The organism is Stenotrophomonas sp. X, from assembly GCF_055721025.1.
In genome coordinates this window covers 2,953,832-2,980,594 of record NZ_CM146756.1, presented here as the reverse complement: position 1 = coordinate 2,980,594, position 26,763 = coordinate 2,953,832, and the positions used below count along the sequence as shown (strand labels likewise).

Here is a 26,763-nt window from a genome sequence, read left to right as displayed (position 1 = left end):
AAGGCTCAGGACAGGGCCGGATATCCTAGCCGTTCCTTCCAGTAGGCGACATGCTGGTCCAGCGCCGCCGGCTCGTAGCGGTGCGCCGGGCCGCTGCCCCAGACCGGGCCCGGCCAGGCCGGATCACCGTCATGGCGGCCGATCACATGGAAATGCAGCTGGCGCACGATATTGCCCAGCGCCCCGATGTTGATCTTTTCCACCCCGTCGGAGCCCTTCAGGGCCTTGCAGGCGCGGTTGAGCTCGGTGCGGAGCTTGTCCTGCTGCTCGCCGTCCAGCTCGATCCACTCGGTGACCCCGGCCAGGCGCGGTACCAGCACCAGCCAGGGGAATCGTTCGTCGTTCATCAGCCGCACTTGCGACAACGGTCCTTCCGCCACCAGCACGCTATCGGCGGCCAGGCGTGAATCGAGTTCGAATTCGCTCATCCAAGATGCTCCGAGAAGAAGTCCAGGGTGCGTTGCAGCGCCAAGGCGGCGCTGTCTGGATCATACGCATGTCCGACCTCCCGGTTGAAGGCATGATCGGCCGGATAGACGTAGGTGGTCATCTGCGGCAGCTTCTCGCGGTGGGCCTGCACGGCTTCCGGTGGGATGCTGCGGTCCTGGGCGCCGAAGTGGAAGATCACCGGTGCCTTGGGTGTCTCATCGAGGAACTGGACGTTGCGGGCGCCGTAGTAGCTGACCGACGGCAGCCCCAGGCGCACTGCGGACAGCATCGCCACCGTGCCACCCCAGCAGTAGCCGACGGTGCCCACCTTGCCGTAAGGGGCCAGCCGGGTGGCCGCCGCACGTACCACTTCCAGTGCCTTCTCCATGCCCAGCGCTGCCACCCGTTCCAGGCCCTGTTTCACGCCGTCGGCGTCGTAGGGCAGCGCGTCCGGATCGGCGTCGGGGCCATCGAGCAGGTCGAAGAACGAGGGCGCCAGCACCGCATAGCCTTCCGCCGCGAAGCGCTCGGCCACGCTGCGGATATGCGGATTGGCGCCGAAGATTTCCTGCACCACCACCAGGCCGCCACGCGCGGTGCCCTCCGGCAGGGCCTGCCAGGCCCGTACCGGGCCGTGATGCGTATCCAGGGTGATCCACTCGGCCATCGTCATCTTCCTCGTTGCTGGAAACAGAACTGCATTGTCGGTGCTGCGCCGGTTAGCGCGGCGTCAGTGGCTGTGCCGGATCGGTCGGCTGGGCATTCAGAGCGCGGCCGCCAACCCCGGTATACTGGCGCCCTTTCAGGCCCCGGCCCCCAGGAACCCCTGCCATGGCGGCAGGGGCCCAGGCCCCCAGAGTCCCGCGATTTCCATGTCCCAGCTGAACCCCAAAGTCGGCTTCGTCAGCCTTGGCTGCCCGAAGGCCCTCGTCGATTCCGAGCGCATCCTCACCCAGCTCCGCTCGGAAGGCTACGACATCGTCCCGTCCTACGATTCGGCCGACGTGGTGGTGGTCAACACCTGTGGCTTCATCGATTCTGCGGTGACCGAGTCGCTGGACGCGATCGGCGAGGCGATGAACCAGAACGGCAAGGTGATCGTCACCGGTTGCCTGGGCAAGCGCCCGGAGCAGATCCGCGAGGCGTACCCCAACGTGCTGGCGGTGTCCGGCCCGCAGGATTACCAGAGCGTGATGGAAGCGGTGCATGAAGCACTGCCGCCCAAGCACGATCCGTTCGTGGACCTGGTGCCCGACTACGGTATCAAGCTGACCCCGCGGCACTACGCGTACCTGAAGATTTCCGAGGGCTGCAACCACAAATGCAGCTTCTGCATCATTCCGTCGATGCGCGGCAAGCTGGTTTCGCGCCCGGTCGACGAGGTGCTGCGTGAAGCCGAGCGCCTGGTGCGTGGCGGCGTGCGCGAGCTGCTGGTGGTTTCGCAGGACACCTCGGCCTACGGCGTGGACGTGAAGTACGCAGAAAAGATGTGGCGCGACAAGGCCTACCAGACCCGTTTGAAGGCGCTGTGCGAAGGCCTGTCGGAGCTGGATGCGTGGGTGCGCATGCACTACGTCTACCCGTATCCGCACGTGGACGAAGTGGTGCCGCTGATGGCCGAGAACCGCATCCTGCCGTACCTGGATATCCCGTTCCAGCACGCCAGCCCGCGCATCCTGCGCCTGATGAAGCGCCCCGGCGCGGTGGAGAAGACCCTGGAGCGCGTGCAGAACTGGCGCCGTATCGCGCCGGACATCACTGTGCGTTCGACCTTCATCGTCGGCTTCCCGGGCGAAACCGAAGCCGAGTTCGAGGAACTGCTGTCGTTCCTTGACGAAGCGCAGCTGGATCGCGTCGGTGCGTTCGCCTACTCGCCGGTCGAGGGTGCCACCGCCAACGACCTGCCTGACGCCGTGCCGGAAGAGGTGAAGCAGGAACGCCTGGCCCGTTTCATGGAGAAGCAGGCGCAGATTTCCGCCGCGCGCCTGGAAGCCAAGATCGGCACCGTGCAGCAGTGCCTGGTCGACGCCATCGAAGGCGACATCGCCGTGGCCCGCTCCAAGGCCGATGCCCCGGAGATCGACGGCCTGGTGCACATCCAGAATGCCGACCAGGTGCCGCTGCGCGTGGGCGAATTCGTCGACGTGGAGATCACCGAGAGCGACGAGCATGACCTGTACGGTGACGCACTGGCGGCCGCCCCCCGTCCGGCGTTCGACCTCAAGGTGCTGTGATCGCAGCGACGGCCGCCACCGGCAACGGCGGCGGTTCACGGCGCTTCGTACCGCCGCCACGTGCGGCGGTAGCTGCACGGCGGTTCGAGCACCCGCTGTTTGCCGGGCTTCAGGACTTCCGTGACCTGCTGGACGGCACCGCATGGCCGTCCATCGCGGCGCTCGATGCACGCCTGGCCGTGCCTGGCAAGCGCCTGGTTGAACAGGACGCCGCGCTGCTGGCCGATGGCCTGCATTACGAGGAGCGTATCGCGCAGGGACGCATCGCCACCCGTGCCGGCAACTGGCACGATCTGTTCAATGTGCTGGTGTGGGCCTCACAGCCGCAGCTGAAGCGAGCGCTCAACGTGCGGCAGTGCCTGCATATCGAGGCGATGCCACCCGGCCAGCGCAACCGCGCGCAGGCCGCCTTGACCCAGTTCGACGAAACCGGCGTGATCGTGCGTGTGTGCGATGACTCACTGCTGGCTGCCTGGGATGCACACGACTGGCCCGCGTTGTTTGACCCGGTGAACTGGCAGAGCGGTGACATCGCCATCACTGTGGTATTCGGGCATGCGCTGATGGAACAGGCACTGCTGCCGGGGCGATTGCTGGTCGGCAAGTGCGTGGTAGTGCAGGGCGATGCCGATGCTGCCTGTGTCGACGTGGTGAGCGCTGCCATTGCCGAGGGCAGGGCGGTGACCGATCCGCTGCAGCTGCGGCCGTTACCATTGGCCGGTGTTCCCGGCTGGCATGACGTGCAGGATTCCGCCTTCTATCGCAATGCCGACTATTTCCGCCCGCTGCGTGCAGGGCGTACGTACCCACCACCGTTGTAGAGCCGAGCCCATGCTCGGCTGCGTTGCCCATCAGCCGAGCATGGGCTCGGCTCTACAACGGCGGCGAGGTCGAGCATGGCTCGACGCTACACAGGCTCGTACTCCACCCCGATCACCGCAAAGGTGAACTGCCCACCAGGCAGCTCCACCGAGAACTCATCATCCAGCCGCTTCTTCAGCAGCGCACGCGCCAGGGGGGAATCGATGCTGATCCAGCCCAGGCCCGCATCGGTCTCATCCGGACCGACAATGCGATAGCGGCTGGTGTCGCCGCTGTCCACATTCTCCAGTTCCACCCATGCGCCGAAGAACACCGCCAACGGGTCGGTCGGCGTGGTGTCGACCACGCGCAGCGATTCCAGCCGCTTGGTCAGGTAGCGCACGCGGCGGTCGATCTCGCCCAGCTGCTTCTTGCGGTAGGTGTACTCGGCGTTCTCGGAGCGGTCGCCTTCCGCTGCAGCAGCGGCCAGGGCCTTGACTACTTCCGGCCGTCGCAACCGCCACAGCTCATCCAGTTCGGCCTTCAACCGGGCATGGCCCGAGGCGGTGATCAGGGCCGTGCTTTTTTCTGCGGGGGGACGCCAACGCGACATGCAATACGACTTCTTTTCGAGGGGAAGCGATGGGGAAGTGGGATCGGAGCCCTTTCCAGCGGAAAGGGCTCCGACCCCAGTAGTGGCAGGTCAGCGCTTGCCGCCGAAGATGCCACCGAGGATGCCGCGCACGATCTGGTTGCCCAGCTTGGTGCCGACGGTACGCGTGGTCTGCTTGGCCATGGTCTCGATCATGCCCTGGCGGCGCTTGGTGCCGAAGATCGCATCCTTGATCGCCTGGCCGAAACCGCCTTCCTGCGCTTCGTCCTGCTCGCGGCTGCGGGCGGCGGGAGCCTGCGCCTGCTCGACCGTCTTCTGCGCGCGCTGGGCCAGCAACTCGGCGGCCGATTCGCGGTTGATCGCGGTGTCGTAGCGGGTGCCGACCGGGCTGCCGGCGCGTACCTGTGCACGCTCGGCCTCGGTGATCGGTCCCATCCGGCAGCGCGGCGGCGCGATCATCGTCTGCTGCACGGGCATCGGTACGCCCTTGTCCTGCAGCGTGGAGACCAGGGCCTCACCGGTGCCGAGCTGGCTCAATACCTTGGCCACGTCCAGCTTGGGGTTCGGCACGAACGTCTCGGCGGCGGTCTTCACCGCCTTCTGGTCGCGCGGGGTGAACGCGCGCAGCGCGTGCTGCACGCGGTTGCCGAGCTGGCCGAGGATGTTGCCTGGCACGTCGTCGGGGAACTGCGAGCAGAAGTAAACGCCCACGCCCTTGGAACGGATCAGGCGCACCACCTGCTCGATGCGCTGCACCAGCGACGGCGGTGCATCATCGAACAGCAGGTGCGCCTCGTCGAAGATGAAGACCAGCTTCGGCTTGTCCAGGTCGCCCACTTCCGGCAGCTGCTCGAACAGTTCCGAAAGCAGCCACAGCAGGAAGGTGGAATAGAGCTTGGGCTTGAGCACCAGCTGGTCGGCGGCGAGGATGCCGATCATGCCGCGGCCGTCGTGGTTGACCCGCATGATGTCGGCCAGTTCAAGCGCCGGTTCGCCGAAGAAATTCTCGCCACCGTCCTGCGCCAGGCGCAGCACCGAACGCTGGATCGCCGCGATCGACTGCGCACTGACCAGGCCGTACTCGGTGGAAATGTCTTTGCGCTCCTCGGCGACCAGGCCGAGCAGGGCGCGCAGGTCGTCCATGTCCAGCAGCAGCAGGCCGCGGTCGTCGGCCAGCTTGAATACGATATCGAGCACCCCGGCCTGGGTGTCGTTCAATTCGAGGATGCGCGACAGCAGGGTCGGGCCCATCTCACTGACGGTGGTGCGTACCGGGTGGCCGAGCTTGCCGTACAGGTCCCAGAAGATGGTCGGGCTGGCGGCCGGCGCATAGTCGGCCACGCCGATCTCGGCCGCGCGCTTGAGCAGGTTCTCGGCACCGGTGCCGGGCACGGCCAGGCCGGACACATCGCCCTTCACGTCAGCCAGGAACACCGGCACGCCCAGCCGCGAGAAGCCCTCGGCCAGGGTCATCAGGGTCACGGTCTTGCCGGTACCGGTGGCGCCGGCCACCAGACCGTGGCGGTTGCCGAGTTTCGGCAGCAGGGTGACGGCAATATCGTCGGTAATGCCTTTGCCGAGCAGAATCGGATCCATTGTCCAGCCCTTGTGATGAATAGCCCAATGTTAACCGCCGGCAGTGACGGTCCGAAGGTCGGCTTGCCCGGACCTTGGCGGCGCCGCTACTCTGCCTGCCTGTTTTGCACACAGTGCCATCAATGCCCGTTCCTGTCCTGATTTCCCGCGGTTGGCCGCTGCTGGCCCTGGCTGGCCTGGTTTCCCTGGCGCCCGACGCCCACGCACAGCGGGTTTCGGCCCGGGACAAGGTGAAGGTGGATGCGCTGCAGCAGCGCATGACCGCCGCCGAAAAGCGCTACGGCGACGCCCTGCTGCTGGTCGCCAACGCCGATCCCAAGGGCAGCAACGAGGCTGATGCCGCGCTGGAGGACATGGAAGATGTCCTCAACGACTGCGTGAAGCAGAAGGGCTGCCAGATGGGGACCCTGCTGGCCAGCTACAAGCGGCTGCTCAAGCACGACGCCGATGCCGCCGCCAGCGATGACGTGGCCGATGAGGGCGGTGATCGCCTGGAAGCCGACCCGGACCACATCGGGCCGCTCACCGCCGACGTGCCCGAGGCCGCGCGCGCTGCCGCGCTGCTGAACGACAAGCGGCACGCCTTCGACACGATGGTCGAGTACAACCCGGCGGTGCAGGCCGGCATCCGCCGCTGGCTGACCGACATGCGCCCGGCGCTGCTGACCAGCTACGAGAATTACCAGAACCTGCGCGCGGTGATGTGGCCGGAGTGGGAAAAGCGCGGCCTGCCCGAGGCGCTGCTGTTCGGGATCATGGCCAAGGAATCCAATGGCCGTGTGCATGCTTCCTCGCGCGCCGGCGCCGCCGGCCTGATGCAGTTCATGCCAGCCACTGGCCGCCGTTTCGGCCTGGGCCCGGACGGCACCGGCTTCGATACCCGCTTCGACGCGCGCAGCGCCGCCGAGGCCAGCGCCAGCTACCTCAACGAGCGCCTGCGCGAACTGAACAACAACGTGGAAATGTCGGTGGCCGCCTATAACGGTGGCGAAGGCCGTGCTGCGCGCGTGTTCAAGCAGAGCGGTGGGCAGAGCTTCTGGACCGACAGCGTCTACAACCAGTTCCCGGGCGAGACCAAGGACTACGTGCCGATGGTGATTGCCGCGGCATGGATCTTCCTGCACCCGCAGCAGTACGGCGTGGAGTTCCCGAAGATCAGCGCGCAGCCGGCCACGCTGCGGCTGGCCAAGTCCACCACCATCTATGAACTGACCATCTGCCTGGGCAGCCACGGTACCCGCGATGGCTACATGCGTGCGTTGCGCAACCTCAACCCGCGCTATGAGGCCGATGGCTGGATTCCGGCCGGTACGCTGATCAACGCCACCACCCGCATCGCCGGCCTGTACCAGCGAAATTGTGTCAGTGGTCCGCGTGCCGACCTCGCCCGCACGCTGATCACCGCTGATCTCAACGCGGCGATCAAGCGCCCGGCCGCGTCGAGCTATACCGGTAGCGTGGCGGTGGGCGGCGTGGTGCCGGTGGCCGACGCGGCTGCATCCACCAGCGTGCCGACCGCACCGGTGGCTGCAGTGGCGGCACCGCGCCCGGCGCCGGCCGCCCGGCCGAAGCCGGCGCGCAGCCACAAGGTGGGCCGGGGGGAGACCCTGGGCGCCATCGCCGCCAAGTTCCAGTGCGACCTGCCGACCCTGGCCCGCGCCAACGGCCTGAAGGCTCCGGCCTACAGCCTGCGCCAGGGCCAGACGCTGAAGCTGCAGGGCTGCGACAAGTAATTCCCAAGACCACTGGAATTTGTATGGACCTCGAAGCCACCCGCAACCTGTTCGCCAACCTCCGCGAGAACACCGACTGGGACATCAACGGCCCGTTGCTGTGGGGGTATTTCTTCGTCCACGCCAGTGCCGAGCCGCTGCAGGCGCTGGCCCAACACCTGCAGGCACAGGGCTACACCTTCGTGGAACTCTTCGAGCAGGAACCGGAAGAGGGCGACGCGCCGTTCCACGTGCTGCACGTGGAGCGCGTGGAAATCCACGACGAAGCCTCGCTGGACCGCCGCAACCAGGAATTCGCGGCGCTGGCGGCGGAGCACGGCGTGGAAGACTACGACGGCATGGACGTCGGCCCGGCCCCGGTCCTGCAGTAATCCGCTTCTGACTGTAGAGCCGAGCCCATGCTCGGCTGTTCATGCCGGCAGCCGAGCATGGGCTCGGCTCTACAGACCCGGTAGTGCCGGCCGCTGGCCGGCATCCCGTTGAATCCATCTATGCGTCGCGTGGATCTACGGTCAGCGCAGCTTTGCCAGGGCCTGGCCCAGCTGCACAGGGCTTTCGGCGCCCAGCTGCGGGGCGAATTCGGCCACGCCCGGCGGCAGCAGCACTACCACGGTCGAGCCGTAATTGAAGCGTGCCATCTCGGCGAAACGCTCCAGCTTGATGCCCTTGCCGCGGTAGTCCTTGCGGGTGATGCGATCGCCGTAGGCCGGGATCTCCTCGCCGCTCCACACGGTTTCCACGCCGGACACCAGCAGCGCGCCGACCATCACGCTGACCATCGGGCCGAAGCTGGTGTCGAAGTGGCAGACCAGGCGCTCGTTGCGTGCGAACAGGCGCGGTACGCCGTTGACGGCCGCAGGACCGACACTGAACAGGCGGCCCGGCACGTGCACGGTTTCACGCAGGGTGCCGGTCCACGGCATGTGCACGCGGTGGTAGTCGCGCGGCGACAGGTACACGGTGGCGTACAGACCGTCGTTGTACGGCTTGGCGTCCTCGTCGCTGCCCAGCAGCTCGGCGGCGGTGAACGACTGGCCCTTGGCCTGGAAGATGCGGCCGGCCTCGATCTTCCCCAGCTGGCTGATGCGGCCGTCGGCCGGCATCACCAGGCTGCGCGGATCGGCATCGGCCACGCGCGCGCCCGGCTTCAGCGCGCGGGTGAAGAACTGGTTGAAGGTCGCATAGCTGCGCGGGTCCGGGTTGGCCGCTTCGTCCAGGTTGACGTTGAACTTGCGGGTGACGGTGTCGATCAGCCAGCGCGACACGCGCGGATCGTCCGAGTACGCCAGCGAGCGTGCCATCGAGGACAGCAGGCGATGGGGCAGGGCGTACGTCAGGGCGGTGGTGAGGCTCATGGGGCGGTTTTCTCGGTCAGCTTGTGCAGGTCGCGGGCGATCGCCGGCGCATTGAACGGGGGGCGCACCAGGCCGGCAAGGCGGCCTTGCGGGTCGAGCACGGCCAGGCTGGCCGAATGCTCGACGGTGTAATCCTCGGCGTTCTCGTCGAAATGCTTGCCCGGCACTTTCTGGAACACGAAGCCCAGCGAGGTGGCGAAGCGCTCCAGCGAGGGGATATCGGCGGTGGCGGCCAGGGTGTCCTTGTGGAAGCCGTGCACGTACTCGCCCAGGCGGGTGGCGCTGTCGCGGTCCGGGTCGACCGAGATGAACAGCACGCGCGGGCGCAGGCCATCGGGCAGGGCCTCCCACTGGCTCTGCGCGCCGGCCAGCTCGGCCAGGGTGGTCGGGCAGACGTCCGGGCAGAAGGTGAAGCCCAGGAACACCAGGGTCCAGTGGCCCTTCAGTTCGCCCGGGATCAGGCGGGTCCCGTCGGACTGGGCCAGGTTGAAGTCGGGCAGTTCACGCGGCTGCGGGTACAGGGTGATCGCTTCGGTGGCCGGGGCGTTGGCAGGCGGCTTCGGCGCGAACACCTGCTGGGCGGCCAGCAGGCCGAGCCCCGCGGCCAGGGCGATCAGCAGGATGATGCCGGCGTTGCGATTGAACATGGGGGCTCCCGCACGAAATGGGCTCCATCATACCGGCTGCGGCCCGATCGTTTCCGTCGCAACGGATGCTGCCGCGGGCGCCAGCCCCTATAATCGGGGGCCACTTTGCCCGCAGTACCGCCATGACCGCTGAAACGGCCGCCGAACTCCACACGATCATCGATCTGATCCGCTACGGCACCAGCCGTTTCAACGAAGCCGGGCTGACCTTCGGGCACAGCTACGACAATGCGCTGGATGAGGCCACCCAACTGGTGCTGCACAGCCTGCACCTGCCGCACGACCTCGGCCCGGCCTACGGCCAGGCACGCCTGCTGCAGGCCGAAAAGCTGCGCGTGCTGGAGCTGTTCCAGCGCCGCATCGACGAACGCATCCCCGCTGCCTACCTGACCGGTGAGGCCTGGTTCGCCGGCCTGAGCTTCAAGAGTGACGCGCGCGCGCTGGTGCCGCGCTCGCCGATCGCCGAACTGATCGAATGTGGTTTCGAACCGTGGCTGGCCGGCCGCGATGTCAGCCGTGCACTGGATCTTTGCACCGGTTCGGGCTGCATCGCCATCGCCATGGGCCACTACTACCCGAACTGGGAAGTGGACGGCGTCGACCTGAGTGACGACGCACTGTCGCTGGCCGAGGAGAACAAGGAGCGCCTGCAGGCGCACAACGTCACCCTGATCAAGTCGGACCTGTTCAATGGTCTGACCGGCCGCCACTACGACCTGATCGTCACCAACCCGCCGTACGTCACCAACGACGAGACTGATGCCCTGCCGCAGGAATATTCCTACGAGCCGGAAATGGGCCTGCGTGCCGGTGACGATGGCCTGGACCTGGTGCTGAAGATCCTGCGCGACGCCCCGCTGCACCTGAGCGAAGACGGTCTGCTGATCTGTGAAGTGGGTGAGTCCGAACAGCATCTGGTCAAGCTGTTGCCGGAAGTCGATTTTTCCTGGATCGAGTTCAAGGTTGGCCAGATGGGCATCTTTGCGGTCGAATGCCGCGAGCTGATCGCCCACAGCGCACGCATCACCGAACTGGCGGCGCAGCGCCCGTGAGCTCCAATTCGTTCGGCAAGCTGTTCACCGTCACCACGTTCGGCGAGTCGCACGGGCCGGCCATCGGCTGCGTGATCGATGGCTGCCCTCCGGGGCTGGCGCTGGACGCGGCCGAATTCGCCCACGACCTGCAGCGCCGTGCGACCGGCAAGAGCCGGCACACTTCCGCGCGGCGCGAGGCCGACGAGGTCGAGATCCTGTCCGGCGTATACGAGGGCCTGACCACCGGCACCCCGATCGCGCTGCTGATCCGCAACACCGACCAGCGCAGCAAGGATTACGCCAATATCGGCCAGCAGTTCCGCCCGGGCCATGCCGACTACAGTTACTGGCACAAGTACGGCATCCGCGATCCGCGTGGCGGTGGCCGTTCCTCGGCGCGCGAGACCACCATGCGCGTGGCCGCTGGCGTGGTCGCCAAGAAGTGGCTGGCCGAGCGTTTCGGCGTGACCGTGCGTGGCTACCTGTCGCAGCTGGGCGACATCACCCCGGCCGGTTTCGACTGGTCGGCGGTGGAAGACAATCCGTTCTTCTGGCCGCACGCCGCACAGGTGCCCGAGCTGGAGGCGTACATGGATGCGCTGCGCAAGTCTGGCGACTCGGTCGGTGCGCGCGTGGACGTGGTCGCCGACAACGTGCCGCCGGGCTGGGGCGAGCCGATCTACGGCAAGCTTGATGGCGAACTGGCCGCCGCGCTGATGAGCATCAATGCGGTGAAGGGCGTGGAGATCGGTGACGGATTCGCCAGCGCCGCGCAGAAGGGCACTGAACACCGTGACCTGCTGACGCCACAGGGCTTCGCCAGCAACCATGCCGGCGGCATCCTCGGTGGCATCTCCACCGGTCAGCCGGTCGTTGCGTCGATCGCCCTGAAGCCGACGTCCAGCCTGCGCCTGCCGGGCCCGTCGCTGGATACGGACGGCAACGTGGTCGAGGTGGTCACCACCGGCCGCCACGATCCCTGCGTCGGCATCCGCGCCACGCCCATCGCCGAAGCGATGGTGGCGCTGGTGCTGATGGATCAGGCGCTGCGTCATCGCGCGCAGTGCGGCGATGTCGGCACGATCACCCCGCGCATTCCCGGGCAGATCGATGGCTGACACGCGGCCGACCGTGTGGGTGAGCCAGCCGCTGATCGAGGCGGCCATCGCGCCGCTGCGCGATCGCGTGCAGCTGCGCAGCACCGACACCGTCACCGCCTGGTCGCCGGACCAGATCGCTGCACAGCTGGCCAGCGCCGACGGCGCGATCATCACCCTCAACGAGCGCATCGGTGCGGCCCAGGTGGCCAATGCCACGCAGTTGCAGGTGATCGCCAATGTCGGCGTCGGCTACAACAACCTGGATGTCGACGCGCTCAGCGCCGCCGGCATCCTGGCCAGCAACACGCCGGACGTGTTGACCGAAACCACCGCCGATCTCGGTTTCGCGCTGCTGATGGCAACCGCGCGCCGGATCACCGAGTCCGAGCGCTGGCTGCGTGACGGGCAGTGGCAGCAGTGGTCGTTCCAGACCATGCTGGGCGCGGATGTTCATGGCAGCACACTGGGCATCCTTGGCATGGGCCGCATCGGCCAGGGCATCGCCCGCCGCGGCGCGCACGGTTTCGGCATGAAGGTGCTGTACCACAACCGTTCACGGTTGCCGGCCGATACCGAGGCGTCGCTCAGCGCGACCTACGTGGACCTGGATACACTGCTGGCACAGTCCGACCATCTGGTAACGGTGCTGCCCTACACGCCGGCCTCGCATCACATCATCGATGCGGTTGCCCTGGCGAAGATGAAGCCGACGGCAACCCTGGTGAACATCGCCCGCGGCGGCATCGTCGACGAACTGGCGCTGGCCGACGCACTGGCCAACGGCCACCTGGCGGCCGCTGGCCTGGATGTGTACGAGGGCGAGCCGAAGGTGCGCCCGGAGCTGCTGGCGCTGCGCAACGTGGTGCTCACGCCGCATATCGGCAGCGCCTCGCTGGGCACGCGCACGGCGATGGTACAGCTGGCCGTGGATAATCTGGCTGCCGGGCTCGGCCTGGATGGTGGCCCGTCGCGCATGCCGAGCGCGATCAACGCTGACGCGGCGATGGCCGCGCGCGTGATGCTGGGCAAAAAAACCGGGAAACGATAGGGAACCTCCGCGCGCCCCGCTTGAGGAGGTTCCCCGAACCCAGCTGTCGTGCGTGTTTTCCCCCATTCCCGTTTTCGTGAGAGTTCCCCATGAGCAATGCACAGCGCAGTTTCCACGTCGCCGTCGTCGGTGCCACCGGCGCCGTTGGCGAGACCATGTTGTCGATCCTGGCCGAGCGTGATTTCCCGGTCGGCACCCTGAGCGTCCTCGCCTCCGAGCGTTCGGCCGGTGGCGAGATCGAATTCAACGGCCAGAAGGTCAAGGTCCAGGACCTGGCCACCTTCGATCCGACCGGTGTCGAGATCGCGCTGTTCTCGGCTGGCGGCAGCGTGTCCAAGGAATACGCACCGAAGTTCGCCGCCGCCGGTGCGGTGGTGATCGACAACTCCTCGGCCTTCCGTTACGACGATGACGTGCCGCTGGTGGTGTCCGAGGTCAACCCGGAACAGGTCGCCAACCGTCCGCGCGGCATCATCGCCAACCCGAACTGCTCGACCATGCAGATGCTGGTGGCGCTGGCGCCGCTGCACCGCAAGTACGGTATCGAGCGCATCAATGTGTCCACCTACCAGTCGGTGTCCGGCGGTGGCCGCTCGGCGATGGAAGAACTGGGCAAGCAGACCGGCCAGCTGCTCAGCTTCCAGGAGATCGATCCGCAGCGCTTCCCGGTGCAGATCGCCTTCAACCTGATCCCGCACATCGATGACTTCCAGGACAATGGCTTCACCAAGGAAGAGATGAAGCTGATCTGGGAGACCCGCAAGATCCTCGGTGACGACAGCATCCTGGTGAACCCGACCGCGGTGCGCGTGCCGGTGTTCTACGGCCACTCCGAGTCGGTGGCGATCGAGACCCGCGACAAGGTCACCGTCGCTGAAGCGCGCGCGCTGCTGGAGCAGTCGCCGGGCATCGAAGTGGTGGATCGTCACGAGGCCGGTGGCTATCCGACTCCGGTTACCCATGCTTCGGGGACCGATGCGGTGTATGTCGGCCGTATCCGCGAGGACCTGTCGCACCCGCGTGGCCTGAACCTGTGGATCGTGTCGGACAACGTGCGCAAGGGCGCTGCCCTGAACGCCGTGCAGCTGGCCGAGCTGGTCGCCGCCGAACAGCGTTGATGGAGAGGCCGGGCAATGCCCGGCCTTTTCTGTAGAGCCGAGCCCACGCTCGGCTCAGGCCATGCAGCCGAGCATGGGCTCGGCTCTACATGGGTGCGGACCCCGGTCCGCACGCTTTATAGTGTCGCCATGAATAAACGGGCCAGGGGCGCAAAGCGCCCGCTCCTCTATCTTTCCACCGCGCTGCTGGCCCTGGCCAGCAGTTCGGCGCTTGCCCTGGGCTTGGGTGACATCCGTGTCCTGTCCAAGCCGGGCCAGCCCCTGCTGGCCGAAATCCCGGTAGTCTCGGCCGATCCATCCGAACTGGAGAACCTGCGCGTCGCGCTGGCCTCTGCGGTCACCTTCGAACGCGTTGGCCTGCAGCGGCCGGCCGGGCTGGTCAGCGAGCTGCAGTTCGAACTGACCCGCAATGCGCAGGGCAGGGCGGTGGTGCGGGTGACCTCGCAGACGCCGGTCGAAACCCCGTCGCTGAGCTTCCTGATCGAGGCCGACTGGGGCCAGGGCCGCTTGGTGCGCGAATACTCGGCGCTGATCGATGCGCCCTCCAGCGCACTGGCGGTGGCCGAACCGGAAATCGTCGCGCCGGCCGGTACCCTCTCCAACACCATCGTCCGTGACGTTGCACCGGCACCGGCCGCTGCGGAGAGCGCAAGCGCACCTGCGCCGTCCACTGCGGCAGCGCCGGCACCTGCATCGGCTCGCCCGCGTGCAGGGGATGCACCCGCCGCTGCCGCGCAGGCAGCCGATGGCAGCGTCATCGTCCAGCGTGGGCAGACCCTGTCGCAGATCGCCAGCGCGGTGGCCCGCGGCAACCAGGTCAGCCGCGACCGCGCGATGATCGCCCTGCTGCGGGCCAACCCGGAGGCCTTCATCCGCGGCAACGTCAACCTGCTCAAGCAAGGCGCCGTACTGCGCATGCCCGGCAGCGATGCACTGGCGGCGGTCGATGCCGCCGAGGCCGCAGCGCTGGTGCGCGAGCATGCAGCGCAGTGGCGGCAGGCGCGCACCGTGCCGCAACCGGCGGGTACCGTCGCCCCGGTGGCCGCGGCGGCAACCACGAACGCTTCTTCCCCGGCCGCGGCCAATGGGGCACGACTTGAAATCGCCCCGGCGCTGGCTTCCGACGCCGCGCGCGCGGGCACAACCACCGGCACTGGAGCCGGCAGCGAGGGTGACATGCTGGGCAACGAACAACTGCGCCAGGCACGCGAGGACATCGCGACCCGCGATGCCGAGATTGGCGAGCTGAAGCAGCGCGTCGCCGACCTGGAAAAACTCAAGGAACAGCAGCAGTCGCTGATCGCGATGAAGGACAACGACCTGGCCGCCGCGCAGCAGCGCCTGGCACAGGTACCGGATACCCGCGATGCGGCAACGCCGTGGTACTGGCTGGGGCTGCCGGTGCTGCTGCTGGCGGCCGGTGCAGCCTGGCTGCTGCGTCGTCGCAAGCCATCGCCGCTGCCGCCGCTGCGCGACGAAGACGATGCCGCCGGCCTGGCCGCTGCGGTACCGGCGGGCGCGGCGCTGGATACGCTGGCCGAGCAGTCCTCGTGGTCGTCGGTGGTGCCCGAAGCAGGCCGCCAGGAGCCGGCGATGCCGGCTTGGGCGAGCGAAACCGGGGGGCAGGATGACGCGGCTGCCGAACCGGTCGCCGACGTCGCCGCCCAGGCTGACTGGCAGGCGCAGACGCTGCGCGATGACGAAGTGATGGAGCTGCCCGAGGCAGTGACCGACCTGCCGCGCTGGGACGAGCCGGTGGCCACGCAGGAGGATTCCGCGCCGGCCGCCGCCGCGCAGGATGAGCCGCTCGCGCAGGCGGCCCCTGGCGAGGTGGCAGTGCCGGACTACGCGCTGCACGCCGAACAGCAGCCGCAGTTCCGCGGCGTGTTCGACCTGCCGGCCGAGCACCATGACGGCGAGGTTTCAGGCGCAGCGCCGCATGACGCGCTGGCCGCGGCGGCGCATGAAGACGGTACTGCGGCGCCGGCCGGCGATGCCGGCTGGGCGCCGCGCGCCGGGCAGGAACGCCTTGAGCTGGCCATCGCCTACCTCGACCTGGGCGATGCCCAGACCGCGCGTACGTTGCTGCAGGAAGTGGCCGAGGGCGGCGACCTGCACTGCCAGGCCCAGGCCCGCGAACTGCTGGCCCGCCTGCCGTGATCGACCCTGCCGACAAGGACCCCGTCATGAGCCGCGAGCGCCGCATCGACTACGTTGAATTCGCTTCCACGGATCCTGCGGCCAGCCGCGCCTTCTTCGAGAAGGCGTTCGGCTGGTCGTTCGTCGACTATGGCAGCGACTACACCGCGTTCGACGACGGTCGCCTGCAGGGCGGCTTCTTCCGCGGCCAGCCGCTGCGGGCCAGCGATGCCGGTGCGCCACTGCTGGTGTTGTACGCTGACCAGCTGGCACCGATCGAAGCGGCGGTGCTTGACGCTGGCGGTGAGATCGTGCGGCCGGTGTTTTCCTTCCCCGGTGGCAGCCGTTTCCAGTTCGTTGAGCCCGGTGGCAACGAACTGGCGGTGTGGTCCGAACGCGATCCGGCCTGAGCGCCGCCCCTCCCGCAACATCTGAGGTAGCACATGCGTTACGCGCTTGGCGTCGAGTACGACGGCAGCGATTTCAGGGGCTGGCAGAACCTCGGCGAGGGCGGCCCAAGCGTGCAGGCCAGCCTTGAGCAGGCCCTGTCGTCGGTGGCCGATTCGCCGCTGCAGGTGGTCTGTGCCGGCCGCACCGATGCCGGCGTGCACGGCCAGTGCCAGGTCGTGCATTTCGATACCGACGTGGTGCGCGATCCGCGCGCGTGGATGCTGGGCACTACCACCCGCCTGCCGCGCTCGATCGCAGTGCGCTGGTGCGTGCCGGTGGCCGAGGATTTCCACGCGCGTTTCTCCGCGCGCGCACGCCGCTACCGCTACCGCCTGCTCAACCGCGAAGTGCGGCCCGCGCTGGACCGGCAGACCTTGAGCTGGGAGCGCCGCGCGCTGGACGAGACCCTGATGCACGCCGCCGGCCAGGCCCTGCTCGGCGAGAACGATTTCAGCGCGTTCCGTTCGGTGCAGTGCCAGGCGCTGCACGCCCGGCGTGAGCTGCAGTCACTGCAGGTCAGCCGCCAGGGCGAGGTGATCGAGGTCGCCGTGCAGGGCAATGCATTCCTTCATCACATGGTCCGCAATATCGTCGGATCGCTGATCCTGGTGGGCAGTGGCGAGAAGCCGGTGGAATGGATCGCCGAACTGCTGGCCGGGCGCGATCGCACCGTAGCCGGTCCCACCGCACCGCCGCAGGGCCTGGTGTTCCTTGGGCCCCTGTACCCCGACAACTGGCACCTGCCCGCCGAGGTCACGCTATGAGCCGCTCCTACTACCGCACACGCATCAAGTTCTGTGGCATGACCCGGGCCGGCGACGTCCGCCTGGCCGGTGAGCTGGGCGTGGACGCGGTGGGTTTCATCTTTGCCCGTGAAAGCAGCCGCCGGGTCGCTCCGGCCGAAGCGCGCGCGATGCGCCAGGCGATCGCGCCCATGGTCGACGTGGTGGCGCTGTTCCGCAACAACAGCAAGGAAGAGGTGCGCGAGGTGCTGCGCACGGTACGGCCGACCCTGCTGCAGTTCCACGGCGAGGAAGACGAGGGCTTCTGCCGCAGCTTCAACATGCCCTACCTGAAGGCGATCGCGATGGGCGGGCGTGAAGAGATCAACGCCCGCACCCTGCAGCTGCGCTATCCCAGCGCCGCCGGCTTCCTGTTCGACAGCCATGCCCCGGGCGGCGGTGGCGGCACCGGCGTGGCCTTCGACTGGGGCCGCATTCCGACCGGCCTGCACCGGCCGTTCCTGCTGGCCGGTGGCCTGAATCCGGAAAACGTCTACGACGCCGTGCTGGCCACCCTGCCGTGGGGCGTGGATGTCTCCAGCGGCATCGAACTGGAGCCGGGCATCAAGGACGGCTACAGGATGCGTACTTTCGTCGAGGAAGTGCGCCGCGCCGATTGCACGGTTCTTGAGTGATTGGCGTCACTATTTGCCGTAATTTGGACTTGGATTTGAGCCTGCACGCATTCTTCACATAGGATGGACCCAAGCGCGCCTGCCATGAGGGTCGGCGCGGGGATCGACGGGACGTGCATGGCGCGCCCCGAACGGGCGGCCGCCGCCCACAGCCCAGGAAGGCAAGCGATGCAGGAGTTCCTCACCGTCGTGTTCGGTTTCCCGACCCTGCCGTACAGCATCGTGCTGGCGGTGGCGGTGCTGTATTGGGCACTGGCGGCCTTCGGCCTGGTCGACGACGGGTTTGGCGATGCCGGCGCCGATGGGGCGCTGCATGGCGACCCACATGATCTGCAGGGACTGTCCGCGCTGCTGGCGCGCTGGGGCCTGGGTGGGGTTCCCCTCATGCTTGTGGTGACGCTGCTGGGTTTCTTCGCCTGGATCGTCACCTATTTCGTCCATCTGTTCGTGCTGTTGCCGCTGCCGGACCTGCTGCGCTGGGCGATCGGTGCGGTCGTGGCCCTTCTGGCGCCGTTGCCGGCGGTTCCGTTCACCGCGCTGCTGCTGCGCCCCGTCCGCAGGTTCCTGCTGCGCCTGCGCCCGGTGGCGCAGGCCTCGCTGCTGGGGCGTACCGGCGTGGTTGCCTCGCCGAAGGTGGATGCCCGCAGCGGTCACGCCACCTTCGACGATGGCGGCGCCGGACTGGTGCTGCAGGTGCGCAGCGAGATCGAACTGCAGCGTGGCGAGCGCATCGTGCTGGTCGAACACGTGGCTGATCAACACCATTACCGGGTGGTCCGCGCCGACGCGGTCGCCCTCGACTTCCAGGACAACCTGCTTCCGGGCAACAAGGAGAATCACTGATGACGTTGGCAACCATGGCCCCCTTCCTGATCGGCGTAGCCGTGCTGCTGGTCGCACTGCTCGGCCTGGCCGGCCTGTTCAAGGCCTTCTACCGCAAGGTCGACCAAGGCGTGGCCCTGATCGTCAACGACATGAGCTCCACGCCCAAGGTGCACTTCACCGGTGCGCTGATCATCCCGGTGCTGTACCGCGCCGAGCTGATGCGGATCAGCCTGATCACGCTGCAGATCGACCGCCGCGGCAAGGAAGGCCTGATCTGCCGCGACAACATGCGTGCCGATATCGCCGTGGCGTTCTACCTGCGGGTCAACGAGACCCAGGCCGACGTGCTGCGCGTGGCCAAGGCCATCGGTGCCGACCGTGCATCGGACAAGCATGCGGTCGACGAGCTGTTCAACGCCAAGTTCTCCGAAGCGCTGAAGACGGTCGGCAAGAAGTTCGACTTCACCGAACTGTTCGAGAAGCGCCAGGAGTTCCGCGACGAGATCATCGCGGTGATCGGCAATGATCTGAACGGCTACGTCCTTGAGGACGTGGCGATCGACTACCTGGAGCAGACCCCGAAGTCGCTGCTGGACCAGTTCAACATTCTCGATGCGCAGGGCATCCGCAAGATCACCGAATTGACCGCCGCGCAGAACGTGGTGACCAACGAGCTGGAGCAGAACGAGAAGCTCGCCATCACCAAGAAGAACGTGGAAGCGCGCGAAGCGCTGCTGGCCCTGGAACGCCAGCAGGCCGAAGCCGAAGCACGTCAGAAGCGCGAGATCGAGACCATCCGCGCACGCGAGGAGGCCGAGACCGCCAAGGTGCAGGAGGAGCAGCGCCAGTTGTCCGAGAACGCCCGTATCGAAGCGCAGCAGCTGATCGAGATCCGGGACCAGAACCGCCTACGCGAAGTGGAAGTAGCCGAGCAGAACCGCCAGCGTGCCGTGGCCATCGAGGCCGAGCGCGTGGAGCGCGCACGCCAGCTGGAGCAGGTCACCACCGATCGTGAAGTGCAGCTGCAGGGCGTGGAGCGTGACAAGGTGGTCGAGCAGGGCAAGATGGACGTGGCCAACATCACCCGTGAACGCATCTCCATCGACAAGACCGTGGCGCAGGAAGAGGAGCGCATCAAGGAAGTGCGCGAAGTCTCCGAGGCCGACCGCCAGAAGCAGGTGCTGATCCTGGAAGCCGAGGCCAAGGCGCAGGAAGCGCTGGTGCGCGAAGTCAAGGAAGCGCAGGCGCGCGAGACCGCGTCAAAGCATCGCGCGGTGGAACTGACCACGCTGGCCCAGGCCGAGCATGAAGCGGCCGGCAAGCAGGCCGAAGCCAAGCGCCTGTTGGCCGATGCCCTGCGTGCCGAACAGGCAGCGCCGGGCCTGGCCGAAGCGCAGGTGCGTGAAGCTTCGGCGCTGGCCATCGAGAAGGTCGGCATTGCCGAGGCCCGCGTGATCGAAGCCAAGGCCGAAGCCAGCCTGAAGCAGGGCAGCAACGAAGCCCGCGTTCTGGCCGAGACCCTGCAGGCGCAGGCGCAGGGTGAGGAAAAGATGGGCCTGGCCCGTGCCACCGCCACCGAGTCGCTGGGCAATGCCGAAGCCGGCGTGGTGCAGAAGAAGCTGCTGGCCGAGGCCGAGGGCCTGGTGCGCAAGTTCGAAGCCATCGCCTCGCTGAGTGACCAGGCACGTGGCCATGAAGAGTTCCGCATGATGCTGGACAACAGCCTGAAGCAGGCGCTGGCCTCGATCGAAGCCGGCAAGGAAGTCTCGCGCGAGAACGCCAATGTCATCGCCAGCGCGCTGCGCAACGCCGATATCGACCTGGTCGGTGGCGACGGCGGCATGTTCGAGAACCTGGTCAAGGCGGTGTCGCTGGGCAAGTCGATCGAAGGCTTCGCCGGCAAGAGCCCGATCGTGCAGGAGCTGATGCAGCGCTACCTGGGCGTGGCCGTGGCCGAACCGGCGCCGCGCCAGATCGCCGAGGATGCCGAAGCGGTACCGACCGTATCGGCTACCGTGGTCGACAGCGCCCGTTGATGCATCGGGCGATGGCCGCCGCCATCGCCCGCCCGCGCCGGCCGCAACCGCGGCCGTCCGCCCGTGAGCCGGAAACCTGCTGATGTCTGAAACCCATCCGTCCGCCGAATCCACTGCGCCGGAGGCCGGCGGCAGCACCGTCGACCAGGCTGTCGCCCAGGGCGGCGCCTACGAAGTCCTGCGCCGCCGCCTGGCCGAGCAGGGCCAGCGCCTGCAGGGCCTGGCCGAAACACTCAACCGCCAGCGCCTGGCCGAGTTCGGCGACAGCCGCCTGGAGGTGGTCGGGCGCTTCCGCATCCGCAGCGACAACAACTGCGTCGGCCGTGACATCGTGCAGGTGGGCCCGGACCGCCTGCTGTTCGGCTACAACGTGTTCATCGGGTTGAAGACCCAGACCCGCATCGAGGATGTGTTCGGCCTGTACCGGCTGGTGCAGGGCAGCGACGGCTACGACGTCGCTGCGCTGGAACTGAAGGGCAGCTTCCTCGACCAGCCCGGCTTCGTGCACGATTTCAACGAGCTGTATGCCTACTACAAGCACGCGCGCCTCCTGCAGCTGATCGTGGTCGGCGACAAGCTGCTGGCCTCGTTCCAGATCGGCGAGCGCAGCAGCGACGTGCGCGTGTTCCGCTGGGCGCTGTCGCGCGACGGCGAGCTGACCTACCTGGATGCGCGCGGTGAGCGCGATATCGCACTGCCGCCGCCGTTCGACTTCGAATGGACCCGGGCGACCCGCGACCTGGCGGTCAACGGCCGCCATTCGCACCTGAACATCCTCGACACCCTGTTCGTGGAGACCACCGGCGGCGACCTCACCATCAAGGTCGAAAACAACACCGAAACCGGGCAGGGCATCTACAGCGAACCCGTGGAGGACAGCACGCAGTCGCTGGACGACGCCCAGTTCGAGTTCGCCCGGGTCGGCTCGCTGGTATTGCTGAAGGTGCTGCCGTACCGCGAGACCGAATGGCGCGGCCTGATCTACAACACGCTGACCGGCAGCATCGTGCGCAATGATGCGATCGTGCAGGCCTGCGTGCAGCTGCCCGAAGACCATGGCGTGATCTTCCCGGGTGGCTATTACCTGCAGGGCGGCGAGCACAAGGCGTTTGATGCCTCGATGGCCGGCATGCAGTTCAAGCGCAGCATCCGTTCGCCAAACGGCGAGGACGTGCTGTACATCTTCTACGAGCGCGAAGGCGGGCGCTCGGCGCTGTTCGTCTACAACACCATCCAGCGCGTGCTGCAGAACCCGGTGTTCGGCCATGGCTACGCCTTGATGCAGGACGGTCGCATGGTGCTGTTCCATGCCGAGGGCAGCGAACCGACCCGCATCCATCCGATGCAGGTCTGGCAGACGCCGTTCAGCAGTGACGAGTTCGCCGCCAACCGGCCGCCCGGCAACACGTTCATGGGCCGCATCGGCAACGCCGAGCTGGTGCGCGGCATTTCCAACCTGTTCAACCTGGCGCGCGAGATCGATGGCCAGGACGTGTCGGTACAGCGCTACCAGCGCCTGGTGGCCGATACGCGGCGCCTGTTCGATGCGCACCACTGGCTGGGTGACGCGGCCTGCGATGGCGCCGAGGCGCTGCTGCGGCAGATCAGCGCGACCGGCGAATCAGTGCTGGACGAGTACGAGAAGGTGCAGTCGATCCGTCAGCAATCGGCGCAGGCGATGGGGGAGGCCGAGGCCGCGCACAAGGCGCTGCTGGGCCGGCTGCAACCGCAGAACTGGAGCGAGGTGCAGGCCTTCGTCGAGGCCCTCAACGCGATCACCGCATTGCGCGGGCGGCTGCTGACCCTCCGCGAGCTGCGCTACATCGACACCGCGCGCATCGAGGCGATGACCGTCGAACTGGTGGAGGCACAGGACCGTGTTGGCGCCGCCACCGGAGACTTCCTCGCCGGCGAGGAAGCGCTGGCGCCGCTGGCCACGCGCCTGCAGGCGCTGGATGATGCCGCGCAGCAGGCACAGACGGCGCGCCAGCTGGACGAGCAGTTGGAAGGCCTGCGTGGCATGGCGTCCGACCTGGACATGCTGTCCGAGCTGATGGCCGGCCTGAAGGTGGACGATGCCACTGCCCGCACCCGCGTGGTCGAGTCGATCTCGGTGCTGTACGGTCGCCTCAACCAGGCGCGCGCGCGTGCTGACCAGCGCCGCAGGTCACTCGGTTCGGCCGAGGCCGTGGCGCAGTTCGCCGCCCAGTTCGCGCTGTTCTCGCAGTCGATCACCAGCGCGCTGGCGCTGTCCACCGACCCCGAACGTGCCGACGAGCAGTTGTCACGCCTGCTGGTGCAGCTGGAGGAACTGGAGAGCCAGTTCGGCGAACACGAGCAGTTCCTCGGCGACATCTTGAGCAAGCGCGAAGAGCTGGTCGAGGCCTTCGAAACGCACAAGCAGGCGTTGCTGGATGACCGCCAGCGCAAGGCGCGTTCGGTACTGGATGCGGCCAATCGGATCCTCGACGGCCTGGCCAGGCGCACCGAGCGCTTCGCCACCGCCGATGAGCTCAACGCGTTCTTTGCCGGTGATCCGCTGATCCTCAAGCTGCGTGAGCTGGCCGAGCGCCTGCGTACGCTGCACGACAACGTCAAGGCCGACGACATCGAGGCGCGGCTGAAGGGCGTGCGTGACCAGGCGGTGCGCCAGCTGCGCGACCGCAGTGACCTGTACGAAGCCGGCGGCAACGTGGTACGGCTGGGCCCGCGTCATCGCTTCAGCGTCAATACGCAGGCACTGGACCTGACCCTGTTGCCGCGTGGCGATACGTTGGCCATCCATCTGACCGGCACCGACTTCCTGGAGACCCTGCACGATCCGGAGCTGGACGCACTCAAGCCGTTCTGGCCGGTCACCCTCGACTCGGAATCGCCCACGCTGTATCGCGGCGAGTATCTGGCCGGCAGCCTGCTGCTGGCCGCGCAGGAGGGGCGCGATGGCCTCGATCTGGCTGCGCTGCAGCACGACGTGGCCAACCCGGAAGCACTGGATCAGCGTGTGCGTGCGTTCGCCGCGCCGCGCTATCGCGAAGGCTATGAGCGTGGCATCCATGACCATGATGCCGCGCTGATCCTGCGTGCGTTGCTGCCCTTGCAGCAGGCCGCTGGCAGCCTGCGCCATGCACCACGGATACGTGCGCTGGCGTTGCTGTTCTGGGCCGCCGAGCAGCGGCGCGAGGCGGTGGCGCAATGGCCGGCGCGGCAGGTGGGCGCCGAGGCGCTGGCACGCCTGCTGGGGTCCGACGAAGGGCGTCTGGCGTTGCGCACAGAAATGGCCGAGGCGCTGCTGGGGTATGCGCAGTCCCACGCGTTGCCCTTCGATGCCGATGCCGCGGAGGCTGCAGCCGCCTATCTGGGCGAAGAACTGGCGGCGGGCGATCCGGTGTTCAGCAGCAGCCGCCACGCGGTGGCGCTGCTGGAGGCATTGGCCCAGCAGCTGGAACAGGCGGGGCAGCGTGAGGCGGTCGAGCGTGCCATGCAGCGCGGCCAGGATCCACTGGCTACGCGTTGGTCATTGGCTGGGCAGTGGCTGCGCGCAGTGGCGCGGATGCCGGCGCATGCCCAGCATGCCGGCTATGTCGACGAAGCCGCCGCGTTGCTGCTGGTGCAGCGCCAGTTGCGCACCCGTGCCAGCGATGCCGCACTGCAGGCGGAGGTCAATGGCCTGCTGGGTGAACACGCACGCATCAGCAATGGCGCGCTGGTGGTATCGCTGGATGATTTCCTCGCGCGCCTGCAGCAGCACCTGCGTCATTTCGTGCCAGCGTTCCATGCCTACCAGGCGCTGCGCCAGGGCATCATCGGTCGCGAGCGCGAGACCCTGCGGCTTTCCGAGTTTAAGGCGCGGCCGCTGTCCTCGTTCGTACGCAACAAGCTGATCAACGATGTCTACCTGGGCGTGATCGGTGACAACCTGGCCAAGCAGATGGGCACGGTCGGCGAGAACAAGCGCAGCGACCTGATGGGCCTGCTGATGATGATTTCGCCCCCGGGCTATGGCAAGACCACGCTGATGGAATACGTGGCGCACCGCTTGGGCCTGGTCTTCATGAAGATCAACGGCCCGGCGCTGGGCCACGAGGTGCGCTCGCTGGACCCGGCCCAGGCACCGGACGCGACGTCGCGGCAGGAGCTGGAGAAGCTCAACCTGGCGCTGGAAATGGGCAACAACACCATGCTGTATGTGGACGACATCCAGCACACCCATCCCGAGTTCCTGCAGAAGTTCATCTCGCTGTGCGATGGCACCCGCCGTATCGAGGGCGTGTGGCGCGGTCGCACCCGCACCTACGACATGCGCGGCAAGAAGTTCTGCGTGGTGATGGCCGGCAACCCGTACACCGAGTCCGGCGAGGTGTTCAAGATTCCGGACATGCTGGCCAACCGTGCCGACATCTACAACCTCGGTGACGTGCTCGGTGGCATGGAGGCCGCCTTCACCCTCAGCTACATCGAGAACAGCCTGACCTCCAATCCGGTGCTGGCGCAGCTGGCCACGCGCGACATGGCCGACCTGTATGTACTGGTCGACCGCGCGATGGGCAAGGAGGTCTCGACCAACGGCCTCAGCCACGCCTACAGCAGCGCGGAGATCAACGAGATCACCGCCACCCTGCAGCGCATGCTGCGTGTGCGTGACGTGGTCTACCGGGTCAACCAGCAGTACATCGCCAGCGCCGCACAGGACGACCGCTACCGCACCGAGCCGCCGTTCCGCCTGCAAGGCAGCTACCGCAACATGAACAAGCTGGCCGAGAAGATCTCCCCGGTGATGAACGAGGACGAACTGCAGCAGTTGATCTCCGACCACTACCTGGGCGAGGCGCAGCTGCTGACCACCGGTGCCGAAGAGAACCTGTTGAAGCTGGCCGAACTGCGCGGCGTACTGGATGACACGCAGGCGCAGCGCTGGGCACAGATCAAGCGCGACTTCCTGCGCAACAAGGCCATGGGGGCCGACGACAGCGATGTCGGCGGGCGCGTGGTGGCGCAGCTGGCCGATATCGCCACCGCGCTGCAGCTGCCACCGCCCGCGCCGGAAGCGATCGCCGTTGCGGACCCGGCGCCGTGGCCGGCGCTGCTGGAGGCCCTGCATCGCCTTTCAGAGGCGCGTCCGGCCGCTGCGCCGGCGCCGGTCGCGGCAGCCCCCGGCGTGCCGGCCACGGCCTTGGCCGAAGACCTGCAGGCGGGCCTGGCGCCGCTGGTGGAGCTGCTGGCGGCATCGCAGGCGCAGCAGGTGCAGGTGTCGCAGACCCTGGCCGCGTTCGCCGGCTGGGCGCGACAGCAGGTCGAGCGGGGCACGCCGAGCGCTGTGGTGGCGCAGCGCGCGCGCGTGCGCCGCGCCGCGACGCCGGAGGAGCGGGCGCTGGATGAGGCGCTGATGCGCCACTTCTACGGCGAGTCATTGCCACCGGAAGACGGCGATGGCATGCCGGCATCCACGCCGAAGCCGCCGCCGCTGCCGTGACCACGCGCGTGCCACTGCCGCCACCGATGCTGCCGGATACGGTCGATGTCGCTGCGCTGGCCGACTATGGTGCGCCGTTGCTGCAGGCGCTGGCGCGGCGCGAAACGCCGTTGCCACCGGATGCGGGCGAGCGCCTGGTGGCCGCGCTTGCGCGCATCGCGCTGGCCCTGCAGGCCGGCAACCCGGCGCAGATCCGGCAGCAGGAAGGCTGGTGGGGGCGTCTGCTGGGGCGCGATGTCGCTCGCGAAGCAGAAGGGCACGCGCTGCAGTCGCAGCTGGGCGTACTGGCCCTGCAGGCGCGTGAGCAGGCCCAGCACCTGCAGCAGCACATGCAGCTGCGGGCCATGGCCATCGTTGAGCATTCCGCGGCGGCCGCGGCGCTGGACGGCTGGGCCGAACTGGCTGCGTCGCGGCTGACGACGCTGGATATCGCCGGTCAGGCCGCGCTGTCGCACCGGCTGGACCATCTTCGCCGGCTGGCCTCGCTGCGCCGCCTGGAAGCCGGCCAATGGCAGCTGCTGCAGGACCAGGACAACATGCTGCTGCAACGCTTCGCGCGCATCCATGACGTGCTGCTGCCAGCCTGGCGGCAGGCTGCACTGGCGGGCCAGGCCGCTGCGGGCGCTGCGTTGGCCGGCAAGGCTGCCACGTTGCACGCACAGATCGATGACGAGGTGGCCGCGGCTCAGGCTAGACTGCCTTGAGCCGGCCGCCGCTG

The 26,763-nt window shown here is 67.6% G+C and carries 22 protein-coding genes; 16 read left to right on the top strand and 6 right to left on the bottom strand.

Annotated elements, in window-relative coordinates; translation table 11 throughout:
* Positions 1-5: 5 nt before the first annotated feature.
* Both ACZ75I_RS13920 and ACZ75I_RS13915 read right to left on the bottom strand, forming a co-directional pair.
* Entirely contained in the window at positions 6-428 is a 423-nt protein-coding gene (locus ACZ75I_RS13920) for an HIT domain-containing protein (RefSeq protein WP_005418010.1), read from the bottom strand.
* The gene (locus ACZ75I_RS13915; RefSeq protein WP_134968067.1) at positions 425-1,096 is read right to left on the bottom strand and encodes a dienelactone hydrolase family protein; all 672 of its coding nucleotides are present in this window, start codon (positions 1,094-1,096) and stop codon (positions 425-427) included. The genes ACZ75I_RS13920 and ACZ75I_RS13915 overlap by 4 nt, the downstream gene beginning before the upstream one ends.
* Before the next feature lie 205 nt (positions 1,097-1,301).
* Between ACZ75I_RS13915 and rimO the strand changes: the two genes are divergently transcribed.
* Entirely contained in the window at positions 1,302-2,663 is a 1,362-nt protein-coding gene (gene rimO / locus ACZ75I_RS13910) for a 30S ribosomal protein S12 methylthiotransferase RimO (RefSeq protein WP_134968068.1), read from the top strand.
* Positions 2,660-3,484 carry a DUF3025 domain-containing protein gene (locus ACZ75I_RS13905; RefSeq protein ID WP_346477113.1) on the top strand — a complete coding sequence of 275 codons (825 nt, stop codon included), beginning with the start codon at positions 2,660-2,662 and terminating at the stop codon, positions 3,482-3,484. The genes rimO and ACZ75I_RS13905 overlap by 4 nt, the downstream gene beginning before the upstream one ends.
* A gap of 86 nt (positions 3,485-3,570) precedes the next feature.
* Here the strand turns inward: ACZ75I_RS13905 and greB are convergent, their stop codons facing one another.
* Complete coding sequence (greB, locus tag ACZ75I_RS13900; protein ID WP_154351182.1) at positions 3,571-4,077, bottom strand: transcription elongation factor GreB; 507 nt, start codon at positions 4,075-4,077, stop codon at positions 3,571-3,573.
* Between the two features lie 90 nt (positions 4,078-4,167).
* Positions 4,168-5,673, bottom strand: a complete 1,506-nt coding sequence (locus tag ACZ75I_RS13895; protein WP_134968070.1) for a helicase HerA-like domain-containing protein — start codon at positions 5,671-5,673, stop codon at positions 4,168-4,170.
* Positions 5,674-5,795: 122 nt separating this feature from the next.
* Between ACZ75I_RS13895 and ACZ75I_RS13890 the strand changes: the two genes are divergently transcribed.
* Complete coding sequence (locus tag ACZ75I_RS13890; protein WP_154351181.1) at positions 5,796-7,406, top strand: transglycosylase SLT domain-containing protein; 1,611 nt, start codon at positions 5,796-5,798, stop codon at positions 7,404-7,406.
* Positions 7,407-7,429: 23 nt separating this feature from the next.
* Positions 7,430-7,777 (top strand): ribonuclease E inhibitor RraB, encoded by a 348-nt coding sequence (locus ACZ75I_RS13885; RefSeq protein ID WP_049414732.1) that lies wholly within the window; start codon positions 7,430-7,432, stop codon positions 7,775-7,777.
* Between the two features lie 141 nt (positions 7,778-7,918).
* Here ACZ75I_RS13885 and asd read toward each other — a convergent pair whose 3' ends face one another.
* Complete coding sequence (asd, locus tag ACZ75I_RS13880; protein ID WP_061480028.1) at positions 7,919-8,761, bottom strand: archaetidylserine decarboxylase; 843 nt, start codon at positions 8,759-8,761, stop codon at positions 7,919-7,921.
* Entirely contained in the window at positions 8,758-9,408 is a 651-nt protein-coding gene (locus tag ACZ75I_RS13875; protein ID WP_134968071.1) for an SCO family protein, read from the bottom strand. Before ACZ75I_RS13875 ends, asd begins: the two co-directional genes overlap by 4 nt.
* 122 nt (positions 9,409-9,530) lie before the next feature.
* On the opposite strand from ACZ75I_RS13875, the gene prmB reads away from it, so the two are divergent.
* The 12 genes from prmB to ACZ75I_RS13815 all read left to right on the top strand — a co-directional run bounded on the left by prmB (position 9,531) and on the right by ACZ75I_RS13815 (position 26,749).
* Entirely contained in the window at positions 9,531-10,460 is a 930-nt protein-coding gene (prmB, locus tag ACZ75I_RS13870) for a 50S ribosomal protein L3 N(5)-glutamine methyltransferase (RefSeq protein WP_049414727.1), read from the top strand.
* A complete protein-coding gene (gene aroC / locus ACZ75I_RS13865; protein WP_061480026.1) occupies positions 10,457-11,560 on the top strand; it encodes a chorismate synthase in 1,104 nt (367 codons plus the stop codon). Before prmB ends, aroC begins: the two co-directional genes overlap by 4 nt.
* Positions 11,553-12,590, top strand: coding sequence for a 2-hydroxyacid dehydrogenase (locus tag ACZ75I_RS13860; RefSeq protein WP_180868187.1), 1,038 nt, complete (start codon positions 11,553-11,555; stop codon positions 12,588-12,590). The genes aroC and ACZ75I_RS13860 overlap by 8 nt, the downstream gene beginning before the upstream one ends.
* Before the next feature lie 89 nt (positions 12,591-12,679).
* Positions 12,680-13,708, top strand: a complete 1,029-nt coding sequence (locus ACZ75I_RS13855; protein ID WP_019660602.1) for an aspartate-semialdehyde dehydrogenase — start codon at positions 12,680-12,682, stop codon at positions 13,706-13,708.
* A gap of 129 nt (positions 13,709-13,837) precedes the next feature.
* Positions 13,838-15,868 carry a FimV/HubP family polar landmark protein gene (locus tag ACZ75I_RS13850; RefSeq protein WP_180868189.1) on the top strand — a complete coding sequence of 677 codons (2,031 nt, stop codon included), beginning with the start codon at positions 13,838-13,840 and terminating at the stop codon, positions 15,866-15,868.
* Positions 15,869-15,894: 26 nt separating this feature from the next.
* Positions 15,895-16,257, top strand: a complete 363-nt coding sequence (locus tag ACZ75I_RS13845) for a VOC family protein (RefSeq protein ID WP_049414720.1) — start codon at positions 15,895-15,897, stop codon at positions 16,255-16,257.
* A 33-nt stretch (positions 16,258-16,290) separates the two neighbouring features.
* Complete coding sequence (gene truA / locus ACZ75I_RS13840) at positions 16,291-17,061, top strand: tRNA pseudouridine(38-40) synthase TruA (RefSeq protein ID WP_049414719.1); 771 nt, start codon at positions 16,291-16,293, stop codon at positions 17,059-17,061.
* Complete coding sequence (locus ACZ75I_RS13835) at positions 17,058-17,714, top strand: phosphoribosylanthranilate isomerase (RefSeq protein ID WP_053500245.1); 657 nt, start codon at positions 17,058-17,060, stop codon at positions 17,712-17,714. Before truA ends, ACZ75I_RS13835 begins: the two co-directional genes overlap by 4 nt.
* 168 nt (positions 17,715-17,882) lie before the next feature.
* Positions 17,883-18,557 (top strand): OB-fold-containig protein, encoded by a 675-nt coding sequence (locus ACZ75I_RS13830; RefSeq protein WP_053500243.1) that lies wholly within the window; start codon positions 17,883-17,885, stop codon positions 18,555-18,557.
* Positions 18,557-20,575 (top strand): hypothetical protein, encoded by a 2,019-nt coding sequence (locus ACZ75I_RS13825; protein WP_005417967.1) that lies wholly within the window; start codon positions 18,557-18,559, stop codon positions 20,573-20,575. Before ACZ75I_RS13830 ends, ACZ75I_RS13825 begins: the two co-directional genes overlap by 1 nt.
* 82 nt (positions 20,576-20,657) lie before the next feature.
* Entirely contained in the window at positions 20,658-26,045 is a 5,388-nt protein-coding gene (locus ACZ75I_RS13820; RefSeq protein WP_346476788.1) for a DNA repair ATPase, read from the top strand.
* Complete coding sequence (locus tag ACZ75I_RS13815; protein WP_164283099.1) at positions 26,042-26,749, top strand: hypothetical protein; 708 nt, start codon at positions 26,042-26,044, stop codon at positions 26,747-26,749. Before ACZ75I_RS13820 ends, ACZ75I_RS13815 begins: the two co-directional genes overlap by 4 nt.
* Positions 26,750-26,763 lie beyond the last annotated feature (14 nt).